Genomic DNA, 23,766 nt, shown 5'->3' with positions numbered 1-23,766 from the left:
TCAGCTGGATTTTCCGCAGTTGTAGAACAAAATTAGGAGTGAAAAATGCTTAGGGTCGAGATGTTATGTACCGGTGATGAAGTGCTGCATGGTCAGATTATTGATACCAATGCGGCCTGGCTGGCGGACTACCTGTTCCATCAGGGATTGCCGATGGCAAGCCGTATGACGGTGGGCGACGATCTCGATGCTTTGGTCTCGGCGCTGAACCAGCGTAGCCAGATTGCGGATATTCTGATCGTCAATGGCGGATTGGGGCCAACCAGCGACGACCTCAGCTCGCTGGCCGCCGCGACGGCGGCAGGGGAAGCGTTGGTTGAACATGCCGAATGGATTGAGCGGATGGAGGCGTTCTTTGCGGAGCGCGGCCGCGTAATGTCGCCGAATAACCGCAAGCAGGCGCTGCTTCCCGCCAGCGCGGAGGTGATTGATAACCCGGTGGGCACCGCCTGCGGTTTCGCACTGCAATTAAACAAATGCCTGCTGTTTTTTACCCCGGGCGTGCCTTCCGAATTTAAGATTATGGTGGATCAGCAAATCATGCCGCGTTTGCGCGATCGCTTTACGATCGCCGAGCCGCCGCTGTGTCTGCGTTTAACCACCTTTGGCCGTTCTGAAAGCGACCTCGCCAGCCGCCTGGATGGGGTGGCGCTTCCGCCCGGCGTGGTGTTGGGGTATCGCTCATCCGTACCGGTGATTGAGTTGAAGTTGACCGGGCCGGCTTCGCAACAGGCGGCAATGGAGCAGCTTTGGGAACAGGTACGCACTGTCGCGGGAGAGAACACCGTATTTGAAGGTACGGAAGGATTGCCCGCGCAACTGGCCCGTCGGCTGGCGGAGCGCAAACTCCAACTGGCGGTGAGCGAAAACTTTACCGCGGGCTTGCTGAACTGGCAGCTACAGTCGGCCGGCGTGCCGCTGGCCGGCGGTGAATTACCGGTAAAGGCGGATCCGCAGGATTTGCAGCAACTGGCGGACGCCGCCCGTCAGTTGGCGGAAAGCCGTCAGGCGGCGCTGGCGCTGACGATAAGCGCGAGAGTTGACGATCGGCTGGCGATTGCGCTGCATACGCCGCAAGGCGCTTATGCGCTGGCGATACAGTTTAACGTGTCGCGTTATAGTCTGCAGACGCATCAGGAAGTCGTCGCGATGCTGGCGATGAATATGCTGCGCCGCTGGCTGAACGGCTGGCCGGTATACGGCGGCCATGGTTGGATAAATGTGCTGGAGACGCTGGACTGATTATCTTGTTATCCCCGCATCAGCGGGGATGACCGGCATTAATACAACAGCGAGTAGAGCTGACGGCGGTAGCGGGCGGCGAGGGCGTCGCCGGTGCCGAGTGCGGACATGATATCCATCAGCGTTTTGCGCGCGTTGCCTTCCGCCGCGCCCAGATCTTTTTTCAGAAAGCCCATCAGCAGTTCCAGCGCTTCCTCATTGCGGCCGACCTGATGCATCTGTAACGCCAGTTGTACGGCCAGTTCAGCGTTTTGCGGATCGGCGTCCAACTGTTTTTGCAGCAGCTGAATTTCCGGGGTATCCGCGGCCTGCTTCAGCAGTTCAATCTGCGCCACCAGACTGTGGTAGTGGGTATCCTGATCCTGTAGCGGAATGGTCGCCAGTACGGCTTCGGCATCTTCGCTGCGGTTTAGCTGAATCTGAACTTCCGCCAGCATCAGACCGATATCGCTGCTCTGCTGGCTGAGCTGCCAGGCCTCTTTTAGCAACACCAGCGCTTCCGGCAATTTTCCTTCCTGGATCAATTGCTGGGCTTCGGCGACCTTGAGTTCTTCTTCCTTCGGTAATGCGCGCTGCAGCAGTTCACGAATGGCTTCTTCCGGCTGCGGTCCTTGGAAACCGTCCAGCGGTTGGCCGTCTTGGAACAGATAGACCGTCGGGATCGCGCGCAGGCCAAATTGCGCCGCGACGCGCTGTTCGGCATCGCAATCCACCCGGGCCAGAATAAATTGACCGGCATATTCCTGCGCCAGTTTATTCAGCACCGGTTCCAACTGCTGACAGTGCTGGCTACGCGCCGACCAGAAATAAAACAATACCGGAAGCGTTGCGGACTGTTCCAGAACCTGATGAAGGTTGGATTCGTTAACATCAATAATATTGGCTTGTTGTTCTAACATAAGGTTCTCTCTCATCCGTTTTGGCTAATGTGGGGGCTAAAATCGCCGCTTCAAGCCAATATCAGGAACGGGTTCGTAATACATTATCCAGACAGCGTCCGGGCAGCAGCCGACGTAACCACGATAAACTGTGTGCAACCAGCGTCACCGGGTAACGGAGTTTGGGGCGCGGACTTTCCAGTGCATGATGAAGTTTTGGCAATACGGCTTGCGGCGGCAGCGTAAATCGTTTGGCAATGCCGGGGTTGGTAACCGGTTTATCCGTTCGGGCCTGATCGACATTCTCGGTGAAACGGGTCGAAAGCGGGCCGGGTTCGATCAGGCTGACATGCAGACCGCTGCCGTGCAGCTCCATGCGCAACGTATCCGACCAGGCCTCAAGGGCGAATTTACTGGCGGCATAAGCGCCCCGTCCCGGCGTGGACACCAGCCCCATCACCGAACTGGTTTGAATAATTCGGCCTTCGCCGTGCGGCAGCATGGCGGGCAGTAACAGCTGCGTTAGCTGATGCGTACCAAACAGGTTAGTGGAAAACTGATGCTCCAACTGCTGGCGCGAAATGCCGCTCAATGGTCCATATAATCCGAATCCGGCGTTGTTGAACAGGCCGTACAGGCGGTTTCCGGTTAGCGCGATAACCTGAGCGGCGGCGTTTTCAACGCTGGCGGCGTCATCCAGATTAAGTTCGATCCCTTCCAAACCCAACGCAGCCATGCGACTGACGTCATCAGGACGGCGACAGGCCGCCAGGACACGATAGCCGCGCTTGTGCAGATCCTGCGCGGCGATGAGACCCACTCCGCTGGAACAACCGGTAATAAGAACCGTTTTTTGCATAACTTTACCTAATTCAAGAGCCTATTTGTCAAGACTCATGCTTAACTAAGGGTTCCAGATGTTGCGCCATCCAATCGGCAATAAAGGGTTGGGCGTCTCGGGTGGGGTGAATGCCATCCTCCAGAATCCACTCCGGTTTAAGATACACCTGCTCCATAAAGAACGGCACCAGAGGAATGGCAAACTGTTGCGCCAGTCGTGGGTAGATGTTGCTGAATGACTCGGTGTAGCGGCGGCCATAATTGGTCGGCAGACGAATCTGCATCAGTAGCGGTTGCGCCTGCGCCTGTTTAACTTGCGTAATAATCTGGGTTAAATCCTGTTCGATGTTTTGCGGCGGAAAGCCGCGTAACCCATCGTTGCCGCCAAGTTCGATCAAGACCCAGCGCGGCTGATGCTGTTTCAATAACTCGGGAAGGCGGGCCAGTCCCTGGGCGGCGGTATCGCCGCTGATGCTGGCGTTAATGACGTTTATGTTGTTCGGCGGCGTCTGCCATTTCTGATTCAGCAGAGCAGGCCAGGCGTTGGCCGCCGGCATTCGATAGCCCGCGCTGAGGCTATCGCCCAGTATCAATAAAGTATCCGCGGCGAAAGCGCGTACACTGAATAATCCCAGAAGTAAAAGGATGAAAATATGTTTGCAAAGACCAGTCCAGCGAGTGTTATGCCTGTCGAAACCGGGCCTGCGGAAAACATTCTTGAAGTTCATCATCTTAGTAAACACGTTGGTCAAGGGGAACATCGGCTTTCCATCCTTACCGGAGTTGAGCTGATTGTCAAACCCGCGCAGACAATTGCGCTTATTGGCGAGTCTGGGTCAGGTAAATCAACGCTGCTGGGCATTCTTGCCGGTCTGGATGACGGCAGCGAAGGTGACGTTAGTCTGATGGGGGAATCGTTAAGCGGACTGGATGAAGAGGGCAGGGCCGCACTCCGCGCCAGGGATGTGGGCTTTGTTTTTCAGGCGTTTATGCTGGTGCCGACGCTGAATGCGCTGGAGAACGTCCAACTGCCGGCCTTACTGCGGGGAGAAAGCGATAGCCATAGCCGTAAGCAGGCGGAGCAGCTGTTGCAACAGCTTGGGCTGGGCGAACGTTTACATCATCTTCCCGCTCAACTTTCCGGCGGCGAGCAGCAGCGGGTGGCGCTGGCGCGCGCTTTCAGCGGACGTCCCAAAGTGCTGTTTGCCGATGAGCCAACCGGCAATCTGGATCGTAAAACCGGTGAACGCATTGTCGATCTGCTGTTTTCCCTTAACCGCGATTACGCCACGACGCTGATTCTGGTTACCCATGATGAACAATTGGCGGCGCGCTGTGAGCGGCGTTTGCGCCTGGTCGATGGCAAGTTGAGGGAAGAAGCATGATTTGGCGGTGGTTCTGGCGCGAATGGCGCTCTCCTTCATTATTGATTGTCTGGCTGGCATTAACGCTGGCCGTGGCCTGCGTTCTGGCGCTGGGGAATATCAGCGACCGGATGGAAAAGGGGCTGAGTCAGCAAAGCCGTGATTTTCTGGCGGGCGATCGGGTGCTGCGCGCATCGCGTCCGGTGGATGAAGCCTGGCTGCAAACGGCGCAGCAGCAGGGATTGACCCTGAGCCGGCAGGTTTCATTTATGACCATGACCTTCGCCGGCGATACGCCGCAACTGGCAAGGGTAAAAGCGACCGACCAACGCTATCCGTTATATGGCGAGCTACAGACCAACCCGGCCGGGCTGCGGGCGGAGGAAGGCACCGTGCTGGTCGCCCCGCGCCTGTTGGCGCTGCTGGGGCTAAACGTTGGCGATATGCTGGATGTCGGGGATACGTCCCTGCGTATTAGCGGCGAACTGATTCAAGAACCGGACTCCGGCTTTAACCCGTTTGAAACGGCGCCGCGTATTTTGATGAATCTGGTGGATGTGGAAAAAACCGGAGCAATACAGCCCGGCGGGCGTATTACCTGGCGCTATATGTTCGCCGGTAATGAACAACAAATCAGCCAGTTCAGTGATTTCATCAAGCCGAAGCTGAAACCCGATCAGCGTTGGTATGGCATGGAGGATTCGGAAGGCGCGTTGAGCCAATCGTTGAAGCGCTCGCAGCAATTCCTGTTGCTGTCGGCGTTGCTGACGCTGCTGTTGTCCATCGCCGCGGTCGCCGTTTCCATGGGGCACTATTGCCGTAGCCGCTATGATTTGGTCGCGGTACTGAAAACGCTGGGGGCCGGGCGACGGGCTCTGCAACGGCTGATCGTGGGGCAATGGCTGTCGGTGCTGGCGCTGGCGGCCCTGTGCGGCGGGCTTGTCGGGCTGGGCTTTGAAGCGATACTGATGAGGATGCTGGCCCCGGTTTTACCCGCGGCGCTGCCGGCGTCAGGGCTATGGCCGTGGGTATGGGCGCTGGGTTCGCTCGTGCTGATTTCGTTACTGGTCGGCCTGCGTCCTTATCGTTTGCTGCTGGCGACGCAGCCGCTGCGCGTGTTGCGGCAGGATGTGGTGGCGAATGTCTGGCCGCTGCGTTATTACCTGCCGGTGGTGTTGGCGATCGTGGTGGGGCTGCTTGCGGTGCTGTCCGGCGGCAGTTCACTGCTGTGGTCGCTGCTGGGAGGCATGGCGGTACTGTCATTATTGTTAGGCATTATTGGCTGGGGCGGGCTGCTATTGCTGCGGCGTTTAACGGTTAAACGGCTGGCCTTGCGTTTGGCCATCAACCGGCTACTGCGCCAGCCATGGTCAACGATTAGCCAACTGGCGGCGTTTTCATTGTCATTCATGCTGCTGGCTTTGCTGTTGGTGATGCGCGGGGATTTGCTGGATCGCTGGCAGCAGCAACTGCCGCCGGAAAGCCCTAATTACTTCCTGCTGAACATGACGGCGGATCAGGTTCCTCAGGTGACAACATTTCTTGAACAGCATCAGGTCAGGCCGGAGCAGTTTTATCCGATTATCCGGGCGCGCCTGACGGAAATTAATCAGCAGGTGGCGACGGAAGTTATTCATGAGGACGATCCAGGGGGGAATACGGTAAACCGTGAACTAAATCTGACCTGGATGGACGGCATCCCTGACCATAATGTGCTGGTTGAGGGGCAGGCGCCCAAAGCGGGGGAAGTCTCGATGGAGGTGAAAGAAGCCAAAGAGATGGGCATCAAGATTGGCGATACGCTGACTTTTACCGGCGATACCCAGCCGTTCAGCGCCAAAGTCACTAGCTTCCGGCAGGTAGACTGGGAGAGTCTGCGTCCGAACTTCTTCTTTATTTTCCCCGCCGGGGCATTGGATAACCAGCCGCAGTCCTGGCTGACCAGCTTCCGTTACCATGGCGATGAGAAGATGATTACCCAGTTGAATCGTCAGTTCCCAACGCTGAGCCTGCTGGATGTGGGCAGTATGCTGCGTCAGATCGGACAGGTATTGCAGCAGGTGAGTCGGGCGTTGGAAATCATGGTGGTGCTGGTCCTGTTCTGCGGCATATTGCTGTTGCTGGCGCAAATTCAGGTGGGGATGCGCCAGCGCAGGCAGGAGTTGATGGTCTATCGCACCCTGGGGGCCGGGTTACGCCTGCTGCGTACCACGCTGTGGTGTGAGTTTGCCGTGCTGGGGCTGGTGGCGGGGATTGCCGCCGCGATCGGGGCTGAAGCGGCATTGTGGCTGTTGCAGAGCCGGGTATTCAACTTCTCGTGGGAGCCGAACCTGACGATGTGGGTCGCATTGCCGCTGTCCGCGGCGCTATTGCTCTCGCTCTGCGGCGGCTGGCTGGGCGTTCGGTTACTGCGCGGCAAGGCGTTATTCCGGCAATTCGCGGGGTAGCCGGTGAAAGCCGCTCCCGCCTGCCGGCGCAAATGCCGTGTTGAGCGTCCGCCGTCAAGACCCTCTCCTTCGTCATTGACCGCTATTCGCGAGAAGGCCTCTCCGGTAACGGGCAGCTGGCGCAAACCGGCTGCTCGTCACAAGGTGATATCGGCGCCCGGCGCGGGGCCGCCTGTGCCGGTCACCGTTTTGTGCTTTGCCAGATATTGGTGCTGGAAAATACACATGCGGATGGCGTTGCAGTATTGGCCGTTGATAAAAAACTCGTGAATCAACTCGCCTTCTACCTCAAATCCCAGCTTGGCGTAAAGATGTATCGCCTTCTTGTTTTCCTTATCCACAATCAGATACAGCTTGTACAGATTCAACACTGAAAAGCCGTAATCCATGGCCAGTTTCGCCGCCGCGCTGGCATAGCCTTTCCCTTGATGAACGGGATCGATAATGATCTGGAACTCCGCCCGGCGGTGGATGTGGGTAATCTCCACCAGCTCGACCAGGCCGACTTTGATCCGGTCGTGCTCGATAATAAAGCGCCGTTCACTTTGATCGTGAATGTGCTTGTCGTACAGGTCGCTAAGTTCAACAAAGGCTTCGTAAGGCTCTTCAAACCAGTAGCGCATAACGCTGGCGTTGTTATCCAATTGATGAACAAAGGTCAGATCGTCCCGCTCCAGCGGCCGCAGCCGAACGACATTACTCGTCTCAGGCATAAGTTAATCCTCATTTCATGCAGTTAGCTCTCGTCGATTGTATGACAATACGGCGCAATGATGAGCATTTTATTTGGACTTTATTTAATCAAATAACAACCCATTAACTCGATGACGTTCAGTCGATATATTTTATAAAAGTAATATTTGCGGGTTTATATATTGTTTCATTTTGTCTTTTTACGGTTTTATAAAGGATAAAACTGAATGGTTTTTTATAGTTAGTGTGATTATTATTTGTTGGTGTTATTTGTTGTTGGCGATTATTTTTTATTTTTGGGTTTTTAATGGGATGTTTTTATTTTGTTTTTCTTCTTTGTGTGAATGTGTAAATTATATTTTATTTAATTGATTTTTATAATATTTTTTGTTTTGTTGATATTGATTTAATTAGCATTAAATGAATGGTGAGGCGCATGTTTTTTTATGGCAGGGAAATTTTAATTGATAATGATTTTTATTTTTACCATTAGTGGAACTATTAAAATAGGCTGGTTTTTCAGGTGAAAATAAAATAGTATTGCGCGGCCCAAATTTATTCGCGGGCTCATTGTCACTATTATTAATTCGTAAGGATATGTACGTCATGAATAATAAATTAAAATTAGCCGCCGCAGCATTTGCTGTTTCTCTGTTGGCAGGCTGTTCTTCTTATAATACGAGCCAGCCGACTAGCGCACTGGTTGGCAACGTTGAATCCACGGTAAAAGCGGATATCCAGGTTGGTGAAAAAATCCAGGGTGAAGCTACCGCTAACGTACTGATGGGCTTCATCAAATGGGGTGAAGGCGACAACTACGTTGATGGCGTAAGCTATGGTACCGGCAGCTCGCTGTCTTTTGCCGATTCCTCCGCTTCAGTTAAATCTGCCGCAACCTACAATGCGGTTAAAGCCGCCGGCGCTGACTTAATCGTTGCTCCTCGTTATGAAGTAACGACAAAAAGCTACGGCGTATTCAAACAAATTCACGTTGTTGTTCGTGGTTACAAAGGTACTATCGTCAGCGTTAAATAAGCGCGATATGACGATGCTGCCTGACAATATCTATGTCAGGCAGTGCTCTCCCGCTGTTCTATTATCCCCAATTGATCAAAAATCTACGCTGGCGCGCAGTACAAACTGGCGCGGTTCGCCCACGGCGATACGCAGGTTGTTGCCGCTGGACGGATAATAGGTTTTGTCAAACAGGTTCTTGATATTTAACTGCCACTTCACCTTGTAGCCGTTGATTGGCGTGCTGTAAGCCACAAAGGCATCAGCTACCGTGTAATCATCCAGATAGAAACTGTTTGCCGCATCGCCGGGACGGCGACCGACGTAACGAGCGCCGGCGCCGGCGCGCAGATTATCACCCGAATGCAGTCCCAAAGCGCCGAAATCTTGCGTCAGGAACAGCGAAGCGGTATGACGCGCCGCATTGGTCAGTTCATTACCGTTGTTTTCCGGATCGGCCGTTACGCGCGCATCGGTATAGGCATAGGAGCCGATCAGACTCAGCGAGTCAGTCAGTTTCCCGGCCATATCCAGTTCAATGCCCTGCGAGCGGACTTTACCGGCGGTGCGATATACCGTTTCGTTAACTCCGTTCACAGAGATAGTGTCATCAATCTTTACATTACGCTTTTTGATATCAAACAGCGCCACGTTGGCGGTGATCCGGTTGGGCAGATCCAGTTTGGCGCCGATTTCGTAAGACTGACCAATCTCTGGGGGAAGGGCGCCTATTTGATCGGCAATCGAGGAGTTGGGTTTAAACGACTCGCTATAGCTGGCATAGAGTGATGAATACGGCGTCAGGCTGTAAATAATGCCCGCGCGCGGCACTACGCGGTTATATGAACTGTCCGTATTGGTCTTGAATGGCCGGCCCTTGCCTGACATAACGTCAAAGCTGTCGTAGCGCAGACCGCCCAGCAGTTGCCAGCGCTCGTTAAGGCGAATGGCATCCTGCATAAAGAAGCCTGTGCTGTCGATATTTTCCCGCTGATCGCTCTGTGAGGCGATAACCGAACTGGATTCAGCTAAATTGCCGTAGATCGGGTTGTAAACATTGAAGACATCGCTGGCGGAGCCTTGCAGCATATCGCCGCGGAAAGTGCGATCGGCTTCGTAGTCAAAGCCAAACAGCAGTTGGTGATTGATTTGCCCCCAGTCCACATCGCCGTTCAGGGTTAACTGCACAACTTGGGTCTGCGCATGGGCATAGCCGGTAGAGTCAGCTCTGCGGGATAGGTTGCCGGTATTGGCGTCATAACTCATCGCCCGCGCCTGGTTATCGCTGTAGCGGTTGCGGTTATAGGTGTAGGTCAGACTGCTTTTCCAGCGATCGGTCAGGTTGCGATCGACCTGCATGGTAATGCTGTCCTGATCGCCGCGGGTGGCGTTGTAAGGCTCATCGAAACGCCGTTTACGCGGCGTATTCACCGGCTTGCCGGTGTTGGTGTCCAGCACGGTGCCGCGATCGAATGGCGTCAGGTATTCCATATGTTCATAGGCGATGCGCACCGTGGTGTCTTCGCCGTACCACATCAGGGATGGCGCAATGGTGGTTTGACGGTTGCGGCCAAAATTACGCCAGTAGTCGGTCTCATCGTGGTCGACGATCATCCGGTAAGCCAGACCGGATGCGCCCAGCGGTCCGGTAACGTCTAATTGGCCGCCGCCGCCCTTGAAGCTGCTGCCCCAGCCTTCGATGTGCGTCTTTTGCTCTAACTCCGGTTTTTTACTGATGATATTGATTACGCCGCCGGGTTCACCCATGCCATACAGCATTGAAGCCGGACCTTTGAGCACCTCGACGCGTTCGCTGGTCGGGGTAAAATTACGCGCCTGAATCGAGCGGACGCCGTCGCGAAAGAGCGATCCGTCGCGGTTATCGCCAAAGCCGCGTTTGATCAGCGCATCCTGAGTGCCGCCGAGCGTATTGGCTTGCGTAATGCCGCTGACGTTATATAACGCTTCATCAATATTACGTACGGCCCGATCCTCAATCACCTGGTTAGGCACCACATTCACCGCCTGCGGTACATCCAGCAACCGGCTTTCGGTACGGGTGCCGGTAACGGTTTTATGCGGTTGATAGCCGGTTTCTTCGGCTGATGTCGTTCCCGCCGTCGCCGTAACCTCCAGCGTATCCTCCTGGGGGTTGGTCGCCGCCTGAATACTGAAAGGCAGCAGGACCAACAACGGCCAGCCGTTACGTAGTGTTTTGTTATTCATGTGCAAGTTGACTCCAATAAGTCCCTGAAAAATCAATAGGCAAGAAGTTCTGGTAAAGTTTTTGTAGTGTGAGTTGCGGATCGATATCGCTGAAGAGATCGGGGTAGAGCGCTTTGGCAAACATCTCCACCATCACCACGTGGTAAGGGCTGAGGTAAAAGTTGTGCCACATACTCCAGGCCCGGCCGCTTTTTACCGCCTGAAGATGAGACAGAATGGGATCCTGATGTATCAGTTTGCTGAAGCTATCCCGCGCCTGCTGCGGATCGACCAACGGGCCGAGCATCAGGCTGGAAAAGCGTTTTCCTTCCGGTCCGGCCATGCCGGTGGCGATATAAACATCGGGATTGGCCGCCAGCACCCGCTCGGGGCTGAGTTCGCCATACACGCTGCTGATAGTCCCGGCGGCAATATTTTCACCGCCGGCAAAGGTCAGCAGGTCGCCCAGATTCCCGCCGACGGCGGTGGTACAGCAGGTATCGCGGCGGCCAAGGTGCAGGTGCAGCATTACCGTGGTTTTTTTGCCGTGATATTGCGCGATGCGTTGACGAATCACCTCCATATGTTGCTGATAAAATTCGCTGAACGCCGCGGCCCGCTGCGGCTGATTCAGCACGTCTCCCAGCAGCCGGATGCTGGGTAAGGTGTTATGGAGCAAATCGACGCGTAAATCGACATAGATCACCGGCACGCCGGCGCGGGTCAGCGTCTGTTGCAGTTGGTCGTCATCGGCGGAGCCTTTTGCCAGACGCGGCATAATCACCAAATCGGGTTTTAACGGCAGCAGCATTTCCGCATTCATGCTATGCAGATTGCCGTTGCCTAATTGCGGAATTTGACTGATTGACGGAAATTTTTCTGTATAGCGTTGCCAGCTTTGCGCATCGTAACGCGCCATATCCCCCGGCCAGCCGACGATATGTCTTGTCGGATTTCCCGGTTCAAGCAGCGCCAGCGTATAGAGCATACGGCTTTCGCCAAGGACAATTCGTTGTGGATGGTCTGGGATTTCTACCTGTCGGCCGAGAATATCAGTAACGCTTTTGGCCAAAGAGAACGGGCTAAGAAGTAATAAAACAACGGATATGAGAATACGCATGACTAATTCTGCAAGAAAAACGATAGCAAAAGATAATCATTGTTATTCTTGTTTTCAACCGAAGATGAGTGAGGATTATTTACCCTGGCGCCGGATACCGTTATAGATCTTAAATTTACTGGTAATTAAATAAATAATTAAAGTAAAAACCGACGGGAAGTGGCGTATCTCGCTAAAATCGAAGTCGGTACGGCAACGCTGTTATTAGTTGAAGCGGCAGGGTTATCGGAACGGATTCAGAGGGGTTGTTGATAGCGGGTGATATTGCTCAAGGTTGTCAGCGATGTTATGCATATCCCGGATGTCGTCATCACAATCCGGGATGGTTATCGTGAATACGAATGAAGGTTATTCTGCGGCATATCCTTGAGGAGGAATACGCACGCCATCCAGCCAGGCTTCATTTTCCCGCATTTTTAAGCGGCCGGAAAGGAACCAACTGACCACCAGGGGATAAATGGTGTGCTCTTGTACATGAACGCGTTGTTTCAGGCTTTCTTCGGTGTCATTGGTGAATACCGGTACTTTGGCCTGCAGGATCAACGGGCCGCCATCCAGTTCGTCCGTCACAAAATGTACGGATGTGCCATGCACGCCGTCGCCGTTGCTCAATGCCTGGCTATGGGTGTGCAATCCAGGGTATTTGGGCAACAGGGACGGGTGGATATTGAGCATCTTACCGGAGAACTGCGCCACAAACTCAGGGCTGAGAATTCGCATATATCCCGCCAGAACAATGAGCGCCGGTTCATACTGTTCGATTTCCTGCGCCAGCGCCGCATCATAAGCGGCGCGGTCGGCGAAATCCTCCGGGTTAATGACATGGGCCGGTATCTCCGCCTCTTGCGCGCGCTGTAAACCGTAGGCTTCAGGATTGTTGCTAAAGACCGCTGCTATCTCACCGTTAATACGGCCGCGCTTGCAGGCGTCTATCAATGCCTGCAAGTTGCTTCCTTGACCCGATATCAGGATAACAAAGTTTTTCATTAGCTAATGACCACTGCGTCTCCGGCGTCAGTTTGGTTAATCACGCCGATTTTCCATGCGGTTTCGCCACTGCTGTTTAACAATGCGATGGCTTCGTCTGCCTGTTCGGCTGGCAGTGCGACAATCATACCAACGCCGCAGTTGAATGTGCGATACATTTCGCGCCGGCTGACGTTGCCCGCCTGTTGCAGCCAGTTGAATACCGCCGGCCACTGCCAGCTTGATTCATCAATCGTTGCCTGCATGCCTTCCGGCAGTACGCGCGGAATGTTTTCCCAGAAGCCGCCGCCCGTCAGATGGCAAATAGCGTGCACGTCAATTTTTTCAATCAGCGACAGAATCGATTTAACGTAGATTTTTGTCGGCGCCAGCAGATGGTCGGCCAACGGCTTGCCTTCCAGTGCGACCTGAGCCGGATCGGTCTTGCTGACTTCCAGAATTTTGCGCACCAGCGAATAGCCGTTTGAGTGCGGGCCGCTGGCGGCCAGGGCAACCAGCACGTCGCCCGCCTGTACCTTACTGCCGTCGATGATTTCAGATTTTTCAACCACGCCGACGCAGAAGCCGGCAACGTCATAATCTTCGCCGTGATACATGCCCGGCATTTCCGCCGTTTCGCCGCCAACCAGCGCGCAGCCTGATTGTTTACAGCCTTCGGCGATGCCTGCGATTACGCTGGCGGCCGTATCAACATCCAGTTTTCCGGTGGCGTAGTAATCCAGGAAGAATAAGGGTTCGGCCCCTTGCACGACCAGATCGTTGACGCACATGGCGACCAGATCGATGCCAATGGTGTCATGCCGTTTGAGATCCATAGCCAGACGCAGCTTGGTGCCGACTCCGTCAGTGCCGGAAACCAGAATGGGTTCACGGTATTTTTGCGGTAAGGCGCATAAGGCGCCGAAACCACCCAGACCACCCATAACTTCAGGGCGGCGGGTTTGTTTCACTACACCTTTGATACGGTCTACCAATGCATTACCCGCATCAATATCCACGCCTGCGTCTTTATAGCTGAGAGAGGTTTTGTCGGTCACTACGGAGTCCCCACGGAGGTTACAATTTGTGGTTAAAAACAGTGTCGGTTAAAAAATGGAGCGCGCTAATTCTAACAGCGCGAGCAAACGTTTGCGAGCGATGAGTCACCGGGTTTCCATTTTTCCTTATCCCGCGCAATTTCCCTTATCGGTTGATCTGGATCAGGCTTAACCGTATGTTACTCGTTCAAAAAAGCGGTATAATCCGGCGATTTTTTTATGGCTAGCGTCCAGCCGCCGCCCTGCGGGCCGTCACGTTGTGACGTTAAAAACGCTCGTGGTGTTTTTACGGCAGGCTACCCCGCCGGCTGCCCTGCGAGCCTCCGCAAGCGGAGTTTAAAAACGCGCCAGGCGTTTTTTTGACCGTCCACTGTCTAGGGAGAATACTGATGAAGATCGTCGAGGTGAAACACCCGCTCGTCAAACATAAACTTGGTCTGATGCGTGAGAACGATATTAGTACCAAGCGTTTTCGTGAGCTGGCTTCCGAAGTGGGAAGTTTATTGACCTATGAGGCAACCGCCGGTTTAGAGACGGAGAAAGTCACCATTGAAGGCTGGTGCGGTCCGGTTGAAGTCGATCAAATCAAAGGCAAAAAAATTACCGTTGTGCCTATTCTGCGCGCGGGATTAGGGATGATGGAAGGCGTGCTGGAAAATGTTCCCAGCGCCCGTATCAGCGTGGTTGGCATCTATCGTAACGAAGAAACGCTGGAGCCGGTGCCGTATTTCCAAAAGCTCGTTTCTAATATTAATGAACGTATGGCGCTGGTGGTTGACCCGATGCTGGCAACCGGCGGCTCGATGATCGCCACTATCGATCTGCTGAAAAAAGCAGGCTGTCAGAGCATCAAGGTGTTGGTCCTGGTTGCCGCGCCGGAAGGGATTGCCGCGCTGGAGAAAGCGCATCCGGATATCGAGCTCTACACCGCGGCGATTGATAAAGGTCTTAATGAGCATGGCTATATCATGCCGGGCCTGGGCGACGCGGGCGATAAAATATTTGGTACTAAATAACAGGTAAGCCGGCTTAATCAGTCGGCTTTTTTATGGCGGCCATTCCTGCCCGCCACTCTTGGGGCCGCCGCTTGCGGCGTTTTCGGCGGCGGTCCACAGCCATAACAGCATCTTCCTGCCTGAAATATGCGCTTTGGGCGAGTTGGGTGCGGCTGTAATAACAGGTGCGGACATCATGCCGCACACGATAAATAGCCATTTTACCGAGGATACAAAGATGACTCGTCGCGCCATCGGGGTAAGTGAACGTCCCCCCTTGCTGCAAACCATTCCGCTGAGTTTCCAACATCTGTTTGCGATGTTCGGCGCCACCGTGCTGGTCCCTATTCTGTTCAAAATTAACCCGGCTACCGTGTTGTTATTCAACGGCATTGGCACTTTGCTCTATTTATTTATCTGTAAAGGCAAGATCCCTGCCTATCTGGGATCCAGTTTTGCGTTTATTTCGCCGGTGTTGCTGCTGTTGCCTCTGGGGTACGAGGTGGCGCTGGGCGGATTTATTGTCTGCGGCTTCCTGTTCTGTCTGGTGGCGCTGATCGTCAAGAAAGCGGGAACGGGATGGCTGGACGTGATATTCCCGCCCGCGGCGATGGGGGCGATTGTTGCCGTTATCGGCCTGGAACTGGCCGGCGTGGCGGCGGGGATGGCCGGTTTGCTGCCTGCCGACGGCGCCTCTGTCGATACGTCGGCGGTGACGATTTCACTGGTGACGCTGGCGGTAACGATTTTGGGCTCGGTGCTATTTCGTGGCTTTCTGGCGATTATCCCGATTCTTATCGGGGTTTTGGCCGGTTATGCGCTGTCATTCGCCATGGGCGCCGTGGATCTGACGCCTATCGCGCAGGCGCACTGGTTTGCGTTGCCGACATTTTATACCCCGCGTTTTGAATGGTTCGCCATTCTGACCATTCTGCCGGCGGTGCTGGTGGTGATCGCCGAACATGTCGGGCATCTGGTCGTTACCGCTAATATCGTAAAGAAAGATTTGATGCGTGATCCGGGGCTGCATCGTTCCCTGTTCGCCAACGGTGTTTCCACCATGCTGTCGGGTTTCTTCGGCTCCACACCGAACACCACCTACGGTGAAAATATCGGCGTACTGGCGATTACCAAGGTATACAGCACCTGGGTGATCGGCGGCGCGGCGGTCCTCGCCATTCTGTTGTCCTGCGTCGGTAAGCTGGCGGCCGCTATTCAGGCCATTCCGGTTCCGGTTATGGGCGGCGTATCGCTGTTGCTGTATGGGGTGATTGGCGCGTCCGGCATCCGTGTTCTGATTGAGTCCAAAGTGGATTACAACAAGGCGCAAAACCTGATTTTGACCTCCGTTATCCTGATTATTGGCGTCAGCGGCGCGAAGGTGCATCTGGGCGCGGCCGAACTGAAAGGGATGGCGCTGGCGACGGTGGTGGGGATCGGCATGAGCCTGCTGTTTAAGGTGATTAGCCTGTTCCGCGCTGAAGAAGTGATTCTTGATGCGCCCGAGACAGAAGAGTCCGCCCGGCGCTGAGGCCGGCTATTGGCAACGGGCTCAACAGAGCCCGGTTTCTGTGATAGACTCAATCCGTTTCCCTGCCTGTCTTGCTTGAGGTTATTCTGAACACGCCGGCACAGCTTTCATTGCCACTTTATTTACCGGATGACGAAACGTTTTCCAGTTTCTATCCGGGAGAAAACGCATCGCTTCTCGCCGCTATTACCGCGGCTCTGCGTCAGGAACACGGAAGCTATATTTACTTCTGGTCGCGGGAAGGGGGCGGGCGTAGTCACCTGCTACATGCGGCATGCGCTGATTTATCCCATCATGGTCAGGCGGTCGGTTATGTCCCGCTCGATAAACGCGCCTATTTCGTCCCGGAAGTGCTGGATGGTATGGAGCAACTGGCGCTGGTGTGTATTGATAACATTGAATCCATCGCGGGTGACGAAGCCTGGGAAATGGCGATGTTTAATCTGTATAACCGCATTCAGGAAACCGGACGCACCCGTTTGCTGATCACCGGCGATCGTCCTCCCCGTCAGCTCAATCTGCGTTTGCCCGATCTCTCTTCCCGGCTGGACTGGGGGCAGATTTATAAACTTCAGCCGTTGTCGGATGAAGAAAAGGGCGAGGCATTGCAACTGCGGGCGAAACTGCGCGGGTTCGAATTACCGGAGGACGTCAGCCGTTTTCTGCTCAAACGTCTGGATCGTGAAATGCGTACCCTATTCATGACGCTGGATCAGCTCGATCACGCCTCCATCACCGCCCAGCGCAAGCTGACCATTCCCTTCGTAAAAGAGATCCTCGGGCTGTAGTCGCAGGCGCTTGCCCTGTTACAGAATCTGCAACACCTGTTCCGGCGGACGGCCGATACGCGCCTGTTGACCGGCCACCACGATGGGGCGTTCAATCAATTTGGGATGGTCGACCATCGCCTGAATAAGCTGCGCCTCGGTCAGTGTTTCATCCGCCAGATTGAGCTCTCGGTAAATCTCTTCCTTGCGGCGCATCAGATCGCGCGCGCTGCTCAGCCCTAGCTGATGAATCAAGCGGGTCAGGGTATCGGCATCGGGCGGCGTTTCCAGATACAGCACCACCTGGGGCGTAACGCCGTGCTGTTTCAGCAGCGCCAATGTTTCCCGGCTTTTTGAACAGCGCGGATTGTGGTAAATCGTGACATTCTTGGTCATCAGGGGCTTCCTTTATTCCATCAGGATTTCTGATACTGACGAAAACGTTGTTGAAGCTGGCGTAGCTGGTCGATACGGGCGTCGTAGCGCGCCTGTTCCAAACTGCCAAGTTTTACCAGCGAACTGGCGTTGCTCAGTAACCGGATCGATTGATCGAGATTTCCGGTCAGTGCCAGGCTTTCCGCCCGGGCGGATAATTCTTCCGCGCGAGCGCCTTGCGCGGCGGAAGCCTGCGCCAGCAAATCCCAACCGTTGGGGTCGTCAGGGTGGGCGTAGGTGTAGCGGTAGAGGATTTTGCTCGCGGCGGCAGGCTGTTTCCCCTCGACATAGGCGTTTGCCAAATTGAGCTGAAGCACGGGGTTGGTTTGTAAGCCCGATGCTTTCTCCAGCCGTGCGATAGCCTGTGCCGCGCGATTTTGTCCTAAATCGATATCGGTCATTAAATCCAGGAACCACGGATTGTTAGGGGCGTTATTCAGCAAGGGTTGCAATACGTTGCGCGCGTCATCGTATTTTTTGGCCTGATAAAAGCGGATCGCCTCGCCGTATTTGGCGGCCAACTGTTCGCGGACATTTCCCTTCGCCCAGGTATTCAGCAAATCATCGCTCAGCGGTCGCTCCGCTGTACCATACATGCCGAAGGTGCGCACTTTGGCAAACAGGAAATCCTGGGAGGACTGAACCGGCGTGGAGCGCATCTGGTTTGCTCGGTTGCGCGCATCGGACAACCGACTTTCCGGCAAGGGGTGAGTCAGCAATATTTCTGGCGGCTTGGATGAATATCGTGACTGATCGGCCAGTTTTTGCAGGAAATTCGGCATGGCCTGCGGATCGAAGCCGGCGCGTTGCAACACCTGAATACCGATGCGATCCGCTTCCTGCTCATTGGCCTGGGTGAAGGTAATCAGCCCTTGCTGGCTTCCTGCTATCGTGCCGCTCAGTGCCGCCATCCCCAACTGCGGGTTGGCCATCGCCAGCAGAATGGAACCCAGCGCGCCGACCCAGGTCAACGGCGCATTCCGCTGTTGCGACTCCATGGTACGCGCCAGGTGGCGCTGCGTAACGTGCGAGATTTCATGCGCCAATACCGAAGCCAGCTCGCTTTCGTTGTCCGCATAGTAAAACAGCGACGAGTGCAGGACGACATTACCGCCAAAGAAGGCAAAGGCGTTGATGTCGTCATTGTGAATCAGGAAGAAGTGAAAGGGGGTGCGTACAGAATTGGCCTGTTTGACCAGCCGGTTGCCTAATTGGTTGATGTAATTGGATAGCAGCGGATCGTTGATTAACGGCGCGCCGGAACGCAATTGGCGGACATAAAAATCGCCCATGGCCACTTCCTGATTGATGCTAAGCGTATTGCCGGCCGTGGTGCCGATCTCTGGCAGTTGATCCTGGATCTCGGCCTGGACAGGAAGCATATTACTGGTCAATAACGCCCCCGTCAGGACGGCGATGACCGTTTTTCTTAACCGGCTAGACATAACGGAAGATAACCTTATCAACATCTATCCCCTTCATCTTTCAAGCTGCATCGGTGTTGGCTTCCCTTATATTACTCGCCCCATCTCTGAGCCTTGCCCCTGCGGGCTGCGCTTAGATCCGCTGCGGGCGGATTTGTCATTCGGCCGCCGCCTTGATGCAACTCGAAATCTATTGGGTATATATATGGAGGATTCTATTAACCATCTTAGCCAGCGCGGGCGCACAAAGAAATATTTATACGGGAAAATCGTGGGGCAGGCCGGGAATATCCTTCTTCTGACGCTCAGGCTGGCGATGGTATGTACCGACATCTTGTGCAAGATGCCGGCGAGATGACTAAAAACGGGCGACTCAGGCCGTTTTCAGGTACTCCAGGACGATATCATGGTGATTGCTGGTTTTAAAATCATCAAACACCTTGATGACTTTGCCATTTTCATCAAGCAGAAAGCTGATGCGATGAATGCCGTCATAGGTTTTCCCCATGAACGTTTTCTCGCCCCATACGCCAAATTGTGCTGAAACCTGGTGGTCCTCATCAGATAACAGGGTAAAGTTTAGTAACTCTTTTTCGGCGAAAAGGGACAGTTTCTCGGGTTTGTCCGTGCTGATGCCAATGACTTCCACGCCATATTTTTTTAGCTCGTCCATGTTGTCACGCAGACCGCAAGCCTGGACGGTACACCCGGGGGTCATGGCTTTAGGGTAGAAATAAACCAATACTTTCTGCCCCTGGAAGTCGGTTAAATTCACTTGTTCGCCGTCCTGGTCGGGCAAGCTAAATTTCGGTGCGATATCACCGGCTTTCAGTGTATTCATCACTACTCTCCGTCTTTTTCTTCATGCTGTGGATAGTTCACGACGCTAATACTGCCTTGTGCGTGCAGTTCTGTACATAGCTGATAAAAGGCCGGCTCAATAATTGAACCGTCCAACGTGGCAGGACTGTGCGCGGTGATTTGAATATACAACTGCGGAGGTTGATTTCCCTCTGCTGGTTGGGTTTTGGACACTAATTCGGCAATGTTCATCTGGTGAGAGTCAAATAGATCGGTAAAACGCTCAATGATGTGCGGCGAATCCGTTACATCCACTTTAACCCAAACGGTGGATGGCATCGGCGGCCGGGCTTGTGATTCCGTCCGTTTCATCACGATCAATAAATCCATTTCCGCCCCTTTCAGCGGCAGGGTGGATTCGATCAGCGTGATGGCGTTCCAACTCCCGGAGAGCAGCATGATAAACGTAAATTCTTCGCCCAGCATGGCAAGACGGCTATCTTCGATATTACAACCGCAACTGCTGACGTGACGGGTAATCGCGTTAACAATTCCTGGGCGGTCGGCCCCTACAGCGGTGATAACCAGATAGTGTTCTTGTAAGCTCGACAAAATCGTACGTCCTGTGCTTCCCCATGAAAACCACAAGGTAAACATAAAAAATTGCCGGGAGCAATTTTTAACGCTGCTTGCAGCGGCCCGGAGGGTGGCGGGCAAGGACAGCCCGCCATAAAAAAGCCGGGAGCAATTTTTAACGCTGCTTGCAGCGGCCCGGAGGGTGGCGGGCAAGGACAGCCCGCCATAAAGTGCGCACCTGCGGCCGGCGGGATGCCCGACATCAAAAAAACCGTGCGCCAAGTGCTTACAACACCGTTGCGCGCTTGCTTTTGCATAGAGGTCAAAAGTACCATGAAGAACTTGTTTGTGGAGGGAATGGCCAATGTTTACGGGAAGTATTGTTGCGCTGGTTACGCCGATGGACGCCAAAGGCGCCGTCGACCGGGCGAGCCTGAAAAAACTTATTGATTATCATGTCGCTAGCGGCACATCGGCGATTGTTTCCGTTGGAACGACGGGCGAATCCGCCACGCTGAGTCATGAAGAACATGGCGATGTCGTTATGATGACGTTGGAACTGAGCGACGGCCGCATCCCGGTGATTGCCGGAACCGGCGCCAATGCCACCGCTGAAGGGATTTCACTGACCAAGCGGTTCCATGATACCGGGGTCGTGGGTTGCCTGACGGTAACGCCATATTACAACCGACCCACGCAGGAAGGGTTGTATCAACACTTCAAAGCGATTGCCGAACATACCGATCTGCCGCAAATTCTCTATAACGTACCTTCGCGTACGGGCTGCGACATGTTGCCGGAAACGGTCGCGCGCCTGTCCGAAATCAAAAATATTGTGGCTATTAAAGAAGCGACAGGGAACTTAAGTCGGGTAAGTCAGATCCAAGAGCTGGTTAGTGAAGATTTTATTCTGCTGAGCGGCGATGACGCCAGCGGTTTAGATTTTATGCAACTAGGCGGCAAAGGGGTGATTTCCGTTACGGCGAATATCGCCGCGCGTGAAATGGCTGAACTTTGCAGGTTGGCGGCGCAGGGCAATTTTGTTGAAGCGCGCCGTTTAAATCAGCGCCTGATGCCGTTGCATCAGAAATTATTTGTTGAACCCAATCCTATTCCGGTGAAGTGGGCCTGTAAGGAATTGGGACTCATGGCGACCGATACGCTTCGCCTGCCCATGACGCCATTGACTGAATCCGGTCAAACGGTGCTGGCGCGCGCATTGAAGCAAGCTGGTTTGCTGTAACCGTTAGGGAGATTTAATGACTGGTTCATTACAAAAGTCGATGGTGGCAAAAGTCGTTGGCGTATCGTTGGTGATGTTGTTGGCTGCGTGTTCCAGCGATCAGCGCTATAAGCGTCAGGTGAGTGGCGATGAGTCTTATCTGCATACGCCGGCGCCAAAAGCGTTGAACACGCCGGCCGGTATGATTTTACCGGTGCAAAATGGGGATTATGATGTACCGCCGGTCACCCTGAACGGTGCCGTAGGTAAAGAGCTGGATATTCGTCCTCCGTTGCAGCCATTGGCTTTGTTGAATGGTTCTCGTACCCAGAGCTCGGGTAACACGGCATCGCTGTTATTGGAAAGCAGCGCGCAAAACAGCCAGCTTTGGCCTCAGGTGGTTCGTGCTTTACAAGAGAAGAATTTCACCATTGCCGACCGCCAGGATGCTAACCAAACGCTGACGACGGACTGGATCACCTGGGTGCGTCAGGATGAAGATCTCCAATATCGGGGACGTTACCAGGTAGCCGTTCAGCAACAGGGGTATCAGACCGCGGTCATCGTTACCCTGTTGGCGCTGGAGCAGCAGAATAATCCCGTTACCGACCCGGTACAGGTTCAACGCTACGCCGGGTTGATGCTGAATACCATTACCGAGTCATTGGATAGTCAGGCGACCGAGCGTGAAAACGCGCAGGCGCACCGCAACAGTGGTTCGCTGGATGTGCAGAGCGGCGCTGATGATACCGGTCTGCCGCTGCTGGTGGTTCGTGGCCCCTATGTCCTGGTATGGGATCGTTTACCGGCTGCGTTGAGCAAAATCGGTATGGAAGTTGACGATCGCAGCCGTCCTCAGGGCTCCGTTTCCATTACTTATAGAGCGCCGGGCAGCGGTACCTGGGATACCTTGGGAACGAAAGATCCTGAGCTTCCCAATGGCAAGTACAAATTACAGGTCGGCGATCTTGATAACCGCAGCAGTCTGCAATTTATCGACTCCAAAGGACATACGCTAAGCCAGTCGCAGAATGACGCGCTGGTGTCCGTATTCCAGGCGGCATTCAATTAAGTAATTTATATACCCAATAGATTTCAAGGTGCAGGACAAAACGTTGTCGTTCTGAACAATGTAAAGCGTTGGCTCTTTACGGGCGAGACCCAGGGAAGGGCCGAGTAATTAGGTTGCCAACGCATCTGCAATTTGAAAGATGAAGGGTATAGGGTCGGATTATCCGACCCTTCTTCATTAAAAAATCGATACCCAAATGACTGGGATTGCTGTGCGGTATAGCGAACGGATCTGACGTGTTGATTCATGCCGGTGATTCGATGCGGTAGAGGTTGCCGATAACAGAGCGATCTCAGGTAAGCAGGGGATGGACGTTAAATTCTCGGGCCGTGTGCGGTGGCCCTCATTGTGTGGAGTAATAAAAGATGCAAAAGCTAGCTGAGTTGTATCGTGGGAAGGCAAAAACTGTCTACACCACCGAAGATCCTGACCTGCTGGTGCTGGAGTTTCGTAATGATACGTCAGCAGGGGATGGAGCTCGCATTGAGCAGTTTGATCGTAAAGGAATGGTGAATAATAAGTTCAACCATTTCATCATGAGCAAACTGGAAGAAGCCGGGATCCCGACCCAGATGGTGAGCCTGCTTTCTGATAACGAAGTGCTGGTGAAAAAACTGGATATGGTGCCGGTAGAATGTGTGGTACGTAACCGTGCCGCAGGTTCATTGGTAAAACGCCTGGGCGTTGAGGAAGGGATTGTCCTTAATCCTCCGCTGTTCGACCTGTTCCTGAAAAATGACGCCATGCACGACCCTATGGTCAATGAGTCCTATTGCAAAACCTTTGGCTGGGTAAGTGAAAAGAACCTCGCTCGCATGAAGGAACTCAGCTACAAGGCCAATGAAGTCCTGAGCAAACTGTTTGATGATGCGGGACTGATTCTGGTGGATTTCAAACTGGAATTTGGTTTGTTTAAAGGCGAAGTGACGCTGGGTGATGAATTCTCGCCGGACGGCAGCCGTCTGTGGGATAAAGCCACGCTGAACAAGATGGACAAAGACCGTTTCCGTCAAAGTCTCGGCGGCCTGATCGAAGCCTATGAAGAAGTCGCACACCGTCTTGGCATAAAATTAGACTAATAGCGCAATCGTTTTCGTTCTATACGCAGAACCCAGT

22 protein-coding genes are annotated in these 23,766 nt (G+C 53.9%); 10 read left to right on the top strand and 12 right to left on the bottom strand.

Going from position 1 to position 23,766, the window contains the following annotated elements:
* Positions 1-45 precede the first annotated feature (45 nt).
* Positions 46-1,242, top strand: a complete 1,197-nt coding sequence (locus tag ACN28R_RS12695) for a nicotinamide mononucleotide deamidase-related protein YfaY (RefSeq protein ID WP_095834590.1) — start codon at positions 46-48, stop codon at positions 1,240-1,242.
* Positions 1,243-1,280: 38 nt separating this feature from the next.
* Here ACN28R_RS12695 and ACN28R_RS12690 read toward each other — a convergent pair whose 3' ends face one another.
* From ACN28R_RS12690 to tesA, 3 genes are all read right to left on the bottom strand, one after another.
* Positions 1,281-2,141: a co-chaperone YbbN gene (locus ACN28R_RS12690; protein WP_095834589.1), complete on the bottom strand. Its 861-nt coding sequence runs from the start codon at positions 2,139-2,141 to the stop codon at positions 1,281-1,283.
* A 61-nt stretch (positions 2,142-2,202) separates the two neighbouring features.
* The gene (locus ACN28R_RS12685; RefSeq protein ID WP_048635731.1) at positions 2,203-2,979 is read right to left on the bottom strand and encodes an SDR family oxidoreductase; all 777 of its coding nucleotides are present in this window, start codon (positions 2,977-2,979) and stop codon (positions 2,203-2,205) included.
* 28 nt (positions 2,980-3,007) lie between these two features.
* Positions 3,008-3,688 (bottom strand): multifunctional acyl-CoA thioesterase I/protease I/lysophospholipase L1, encoded by a 681-nt coding sequence (tesA, locus tag ACN28R_RS12680; RefSeq protein WP_197089013.1) that lies wholly within the window; start codon positions 3,686-3,688, stop codon positions 3,008-3,010.
* On the opposite strand from tesA, the gene ybbA reads away from it, so the two are divergent.
* Positions 3,614-4,345 carry a putative ABC transporter ATP-binding protein YbbA gene (gene ybbA / locus ACN28R_RS12675; protein ID WP_048635730.1) on the top strand — a complete coding sequence of 244 codons (732 nt, stop codon included), beginning with the start codon at positions 3,614-3,616 and terminating at the stop codon, positions 4,343-4,345. The genes tesA and ybbA overlap by 75 nt on opposite strands.
* The gene (gene ybbP, locus ACN28R_RS12670) at positions 4,342-6,771 is read left to right on the top strand and encodes a putative ABC transporter permease subunit YbbP (protein ID WP_095834588.1); all 2,430 of its coding nucleotides are present in this window, start codon (positions 4,342-4,344) and stop codon (positions 6,769-6,771) included. The genes ybbA and ybbP overlap by 4 nt, the downstream gene beginning before the upstream one ends.
* Before the next feature lie 137 nt (positions 6,772-6,908).
* Here ybbP and speG read toward each other — a convergent pair whose 3' ends face one another.
* Positions 6,909-7,484, bottom strand: coding sequence for a spermidine N1-acetyltransferase (gene speG, locus ACN28R_RS12665; protein WP_095834587.1), 576 nt, complete (start codon positions 7,482-7,484; stop codon positions 6,909-6,911).
* Positions 7,485-8,070: 586 nt separating this feature from the next.
* Here speG and ACN28R_RS12660 point away from each other — a divergent pair.
* Positions 8,071-8,499: a hypothetical protein gene (locus ACN28R_RS12660; RefSeq protein ID WP_048635727.1), complete on the top strand. Its 429-nt coding sequence runs from the start codon at positions 8,071-8,073 to the stop codon at positions 8,497-8,499.
* Positions 8,500-8,574: 75 nt separating this feature from the next.
* On the opposite strand, the gene ACN28R_RS12655 is transcribed toward ACN28R_RS12660, so the two are convergent.
* The 4 genes from ACN28R_RS12655 to purM form a co-directional block, all read right to left on the bottom strand.
* Positions 8,575-10,704 carry a TonB-dependent siderophore receptor gene (locus tag ACN28R_RS12655; RefSeq protein WP_095834586.1) on the bottom strand — a complete coding sequence of 710 codons (2,130 nt, stop codon included), beginning with the start codon at positions 10,702-10,704 and terminating at the stop codon, positions 8,575-8,577.
* Positions 10,697-11,803: an ABC transporter substrate-binding protein gene (locus tag ACN28R_RS12650; RefSeq protein WP_048635725.1), complete on the bottom strand. Its 1,107-nt coding sequence runs from the start codon at positions 11,801-11,803 to the stop codon at positions 10,697-10,699. Before ACN28R_RS12650 ends, ACN28R_RS12655 begins: the two co-directional genes overlap by 8 nt.
* Positions 11,804-12,151: 348 nt before the next feature.
* Positions 12,152-12,790, bottom strand: coding sequence for a phosphoribosylglycinamide formyltransferase (gene purN / locus ACN28R_RS12645; protein WP_048635724.1), 639 nt, complete (start codon positions 12,788-12,790; stop codon positions 12,152-12,154).
* Positions 12,790-13,827 carry a phosphoribosylformylglycinamidine cyclo-ligase gene (gene purM, locus ACN28R_RS12640; RefSeq protein ID WP_048635723.1) on the bottom strand — a complete coding sequence of 346 codons (1,038 nt, stop codon included), beginning with the start codon at positions 13,825-13,827 and terminating at the stop codon, positions 12,790-12,792. Before purM ends, purN begins: the two co-directional genes overlap by 1 nt.
* 389 nt (positions 13,828-14,216) lie before the next feature.
* Here purM and upp point away from each other — a divergent pair, with 389 nt between their 5' ends.
* From upp to hda, 3 genes are all read left to right on the top strand, one after another.
* Positions 14,217-14,843, top strand: a complete 627-nt coding sequence (gene upp / locus ACN28R_RS12635; protein ID WP_048635722.1) for a uracil phosphoribosyltransferase — start codon at positions 14,217-14,219, stop codon at positions 14,841-14,843.
* A 217-nt stretch (positions 14,844-15,060) separates the two neighbouring features.
* Entirely contained in the window at positions 15,061-16,353 is a 1,293-nt protein-coding gene (uraA, locus tag ACN28R_RS12630; RefSeq protein WP_048635721.1) for a uracil permease, read from the top strand.
* 71 nt (positions 16,354-16,424) lie between these two features.
* Positions 16,425-17,141 (top strand): DnaA inactivator Hda, encoded by a 717-nt coding sequence (gene hda, locus ACN28R_RS12625; protein ID WP_048635720.1) that lies wholly within the window; start codon positions 16,425-16,427, stop codon positions 17,139-17,141.
* Positions 17,142-17,159: 18 nt separating this feature from the next.
* On the opposite strand, the gene arsC is transcribed toward hda, so the two are convergent.
* The 4 genes from arsC to ACN28R_RS12605 form a co-directional block, all read right to left on the bottom strand.
* The gene (arsC, locus tag ACN28R_RS12620) at positions 17,160-17,516 is read right to left on the bottom strand and encodes an arsenate reductase (glutaredoxin) (RefSeq protein ID WP_048635719.1); all 357 of its coding nucleotides are present in this window, start codon (positions 17,514-17,516) and stop codon (positions 17,160-17,162) included.
* Positions 17,517-17,536: 20 nt separating this feature from the next.
* Positions 17,537-19,000 carry a beta-barrel assembly-enhancing protease gene (bepA, locus tag ACN28R_RS12615; RefSeq protein ID WP_048635718.1) on the bottom strand — a complete coding sequence of 488 codons (1,464 nt, stop codon included), beginning with the start codon at positions 18,998-19,000 and terminating at the stop codon, positions 17,537-17,539.
* 352 nt (positions 19,001-19,352) lie between these two features.
* On the bottom strand, positions 19,353-19,820 hold the full coding sequence (gene bcp / locus ACN28R_RS12610) for a thioredoxin-dependent thiol peroxidase (RefSeq protein ID WP_048635717.1): 468 nt from the start codon (positions 19,818-19,820) through the stop codon (positions 19,353-19,355).
* Positions 19,821-19,822: 2 nt separating this feature from the next.
* On the bottom strand, positions 19,823-20,437 hold the full coding sequence (locus tag ACN28R_RS12605) for a glycine cleavage system transcriptional repressor (RefSeq protein WP_048635716.1): 615 nt from the start codon (positions 20,435-20,437) through the stop codon (positions 19,823-19,825).
* 283 nt (positions 20,438-20,720) lie between these two features.
* Here ACN28R_RS12605 and dapA point away from each other — a divergent pair, with 283 nt between their 5' ends.
* The 3 genes from dapA (at position 20,721) to purC (ending at position 23,729) form a co-directional block, all read left to right on the top strand.
* On the top strand, positions 20,721-21,599 hold the full coding sequence (gene dapA / locus ACN28R_RS12600) for a 4-hydroxy-tetrahydrodipicolinate synthase (RefSeq protein ID WP_095834584.1): 879 nt from the start codon (positions 20,721-20,723) through the stop codon (positions 21,597-21,599).
* 16 nt (positions 21,600-21,615) lie between these two features.
* Positions 21,616-22,650: an outer membrane protein assembly factor BamC gene (bamC, locus tag ACN28R_RS12595; protein ID WP_048635714.1), complete on the top strand. Its 1,035-nt coding sequence runs from the start codon at positions 21,616-21,618 to the stop codon at positions 22,648-22,650.
* Between the two features lie 365 nt (positions 22,651-23,015).
* The gene (purC, locus tag ACN28R_RS12590) at positions 23,016-23,729 is read left to right on the top strand and encodes a phosphoribosylaminoimidazolesuccinocarboxamide synthase (RefSeq protein ID WP_048635713.1); all 714 of its coding nucleotides are present in this window, start codon (positions 23,016-23,018) and stop codon (positions 23,727-23,729) included.
* The last annotated feature ends 37 nt before the right edge of the window (positions 23,730-23,766 follow it).

Source organism: Brenneria goodwinii, from assembly GCF_002291445.1.
GTDB lineage: Bacteria > Pseudomonadota > Gammaproteobacteria > Enterobacterales > Enterobacteriaceae > Brenneria > Brenneria goodwinii.
This window is presented reverse-complemented; position numbering and strand designations above follow the sequence as displayed.

Excerpts from the sequence above, each read along its gene's own strand:
- purC (WP_048635713.1), top strand. The coding sequence starts at position 23,016 with ATGCAAAAGCTAGCTGAGTTGTATCGTGGGAAGGCAAAAACTGTCTAC.
- bamC (WP_048635714.1), top strand. The coding sequence starts at position 21,616 with ATGACTGGTTCATTACAAAAGTCGATGGTGGCAAAAGTCGTTGGCGTA.
- ACN28R_RS12695 (WP_095834590.1), top strand. The coding sequence starts at position 46 with ATGCTTAGGGTCGAGATGTTATGTACCGGTGATGAAGTGCTGCATGGT.
- purN (WP_048635724.1), bottom strand. The coding sequence starts at position 12,790 with ATGAAAAACTTTGTTATCCTGATATCGGGTCAAGGAAGCAACTTGCAG.
- upp (WP_048635722.1), top strand. The coding sequence starts at position 14,217 with ATGAAGATCGTCGAGGTGAAACACCCGCTCGTCAAACATAAACTTGGT.
- bcp (WP_048635717.1), bottom strand. The coding sequence starts at position 19,820 with ATGAATACACTGAAAGCCGGTGATATCGCACCGAAATTTAGCTTGCCC.
- ACN28R_RS12650 (WP_048635725.1), bottom strand. The coding sequence starts at position 11,803 with ATGCGTATTCTCATATCCGTTGTTTTATTACTTCTTAGCCCGTTCTCT.
- ACN28R_RS12690 (WP_095834589.1), bottom strand. The coding sequence starts at position 2,141 with ATGTTAGAACAACAAGCCAATATTATTGATGTTAACGAATCCAACCTT.
- tesA (WP_197089013.1), bottom strand. The coding sequence starts at position 3,688 with ATGAACTTCAAGAATGTTTTCCGCAGGCCCGGTTTCGACAGGCATAAC.
- ACN28R_RS12685 (WP_048635731.1), bottom strand. The coding sequence starts at position 2,979 with ATGCAAAAAACGGTTCTTATTACCGGTTGTTCCAGCGGAGTGGGTCTC.
- ybbA (WP_048635730.1), top strand. The coding sequence starts at position 3,614 with ATGTTTGCAAAGACCAGTCCAGCGAGTGTTATGCCTGTCGAAACCGGG.
- ACN28R_RS12660 (WP_048635727.1), top strand. The coding sequence starts at position 8,071 with ATGAATAATAAATTAAAATTAGCCGCCGCAGCATTTGCTGTTTCTCTG.
- uraA (WP_048635721.1), top strand. The coding sequence starts at position 15,061 with ATGACTCGTCGCGCCATCGGGGTAAGTGAACGTCCCCCCTTGCTGCAA.
- bepA (WP_048635718.1), bottom strand. The coding sequence starts at position 19,000 with ATGTCTAGCCGGTTAAGAAAAACGGTCATCGCCGTCCTGACGGGGGCG.
- ybbP (WP_095834588.1), top strand. The coding sequence starts at position 4,342 with ATGATTTGGCGGTGGTTCTGGCGCGAATGGCGCTCTCCTTCATTATTG.
- ACN28R_RS12655 (WP_095834586.1), bottom strand. The coding sequence starts at position 10,704 with ATGAATAACAAAACACTACGTAACGGCTGGCCGTTGTTGGTCCTGCTG.
- ACN28R_RS12605 (WP_048635716.1), bottom strand. The coding sequence starts at position 20,437 with ATGTTTACCTTGTGGTTTTCATGGGGAAGCACAGGACGTACGATTTTG.
- speG (WP_095834587.1), bottom strand. The coding sequence starts at position 7,484 with ATGCCTGAGACGAGTAATGTCGTTCGGCTGCGGCCGCTGGAGCGGGAC.
- arsC (WP_048635719.1), bottom strand. The coding sequence starts at position 17,516 with ATGACCAAGAATGTCACGATTTACCACAATCCGCGCTGTTCAAAAAGC.
- dapA (WP_095834584.1), top strand. The coding sequence starts at position 20,721 with ATGTTTACGGGAAGTATTGTTGCGCTGGTTACGCCGATGGACGCCAAA.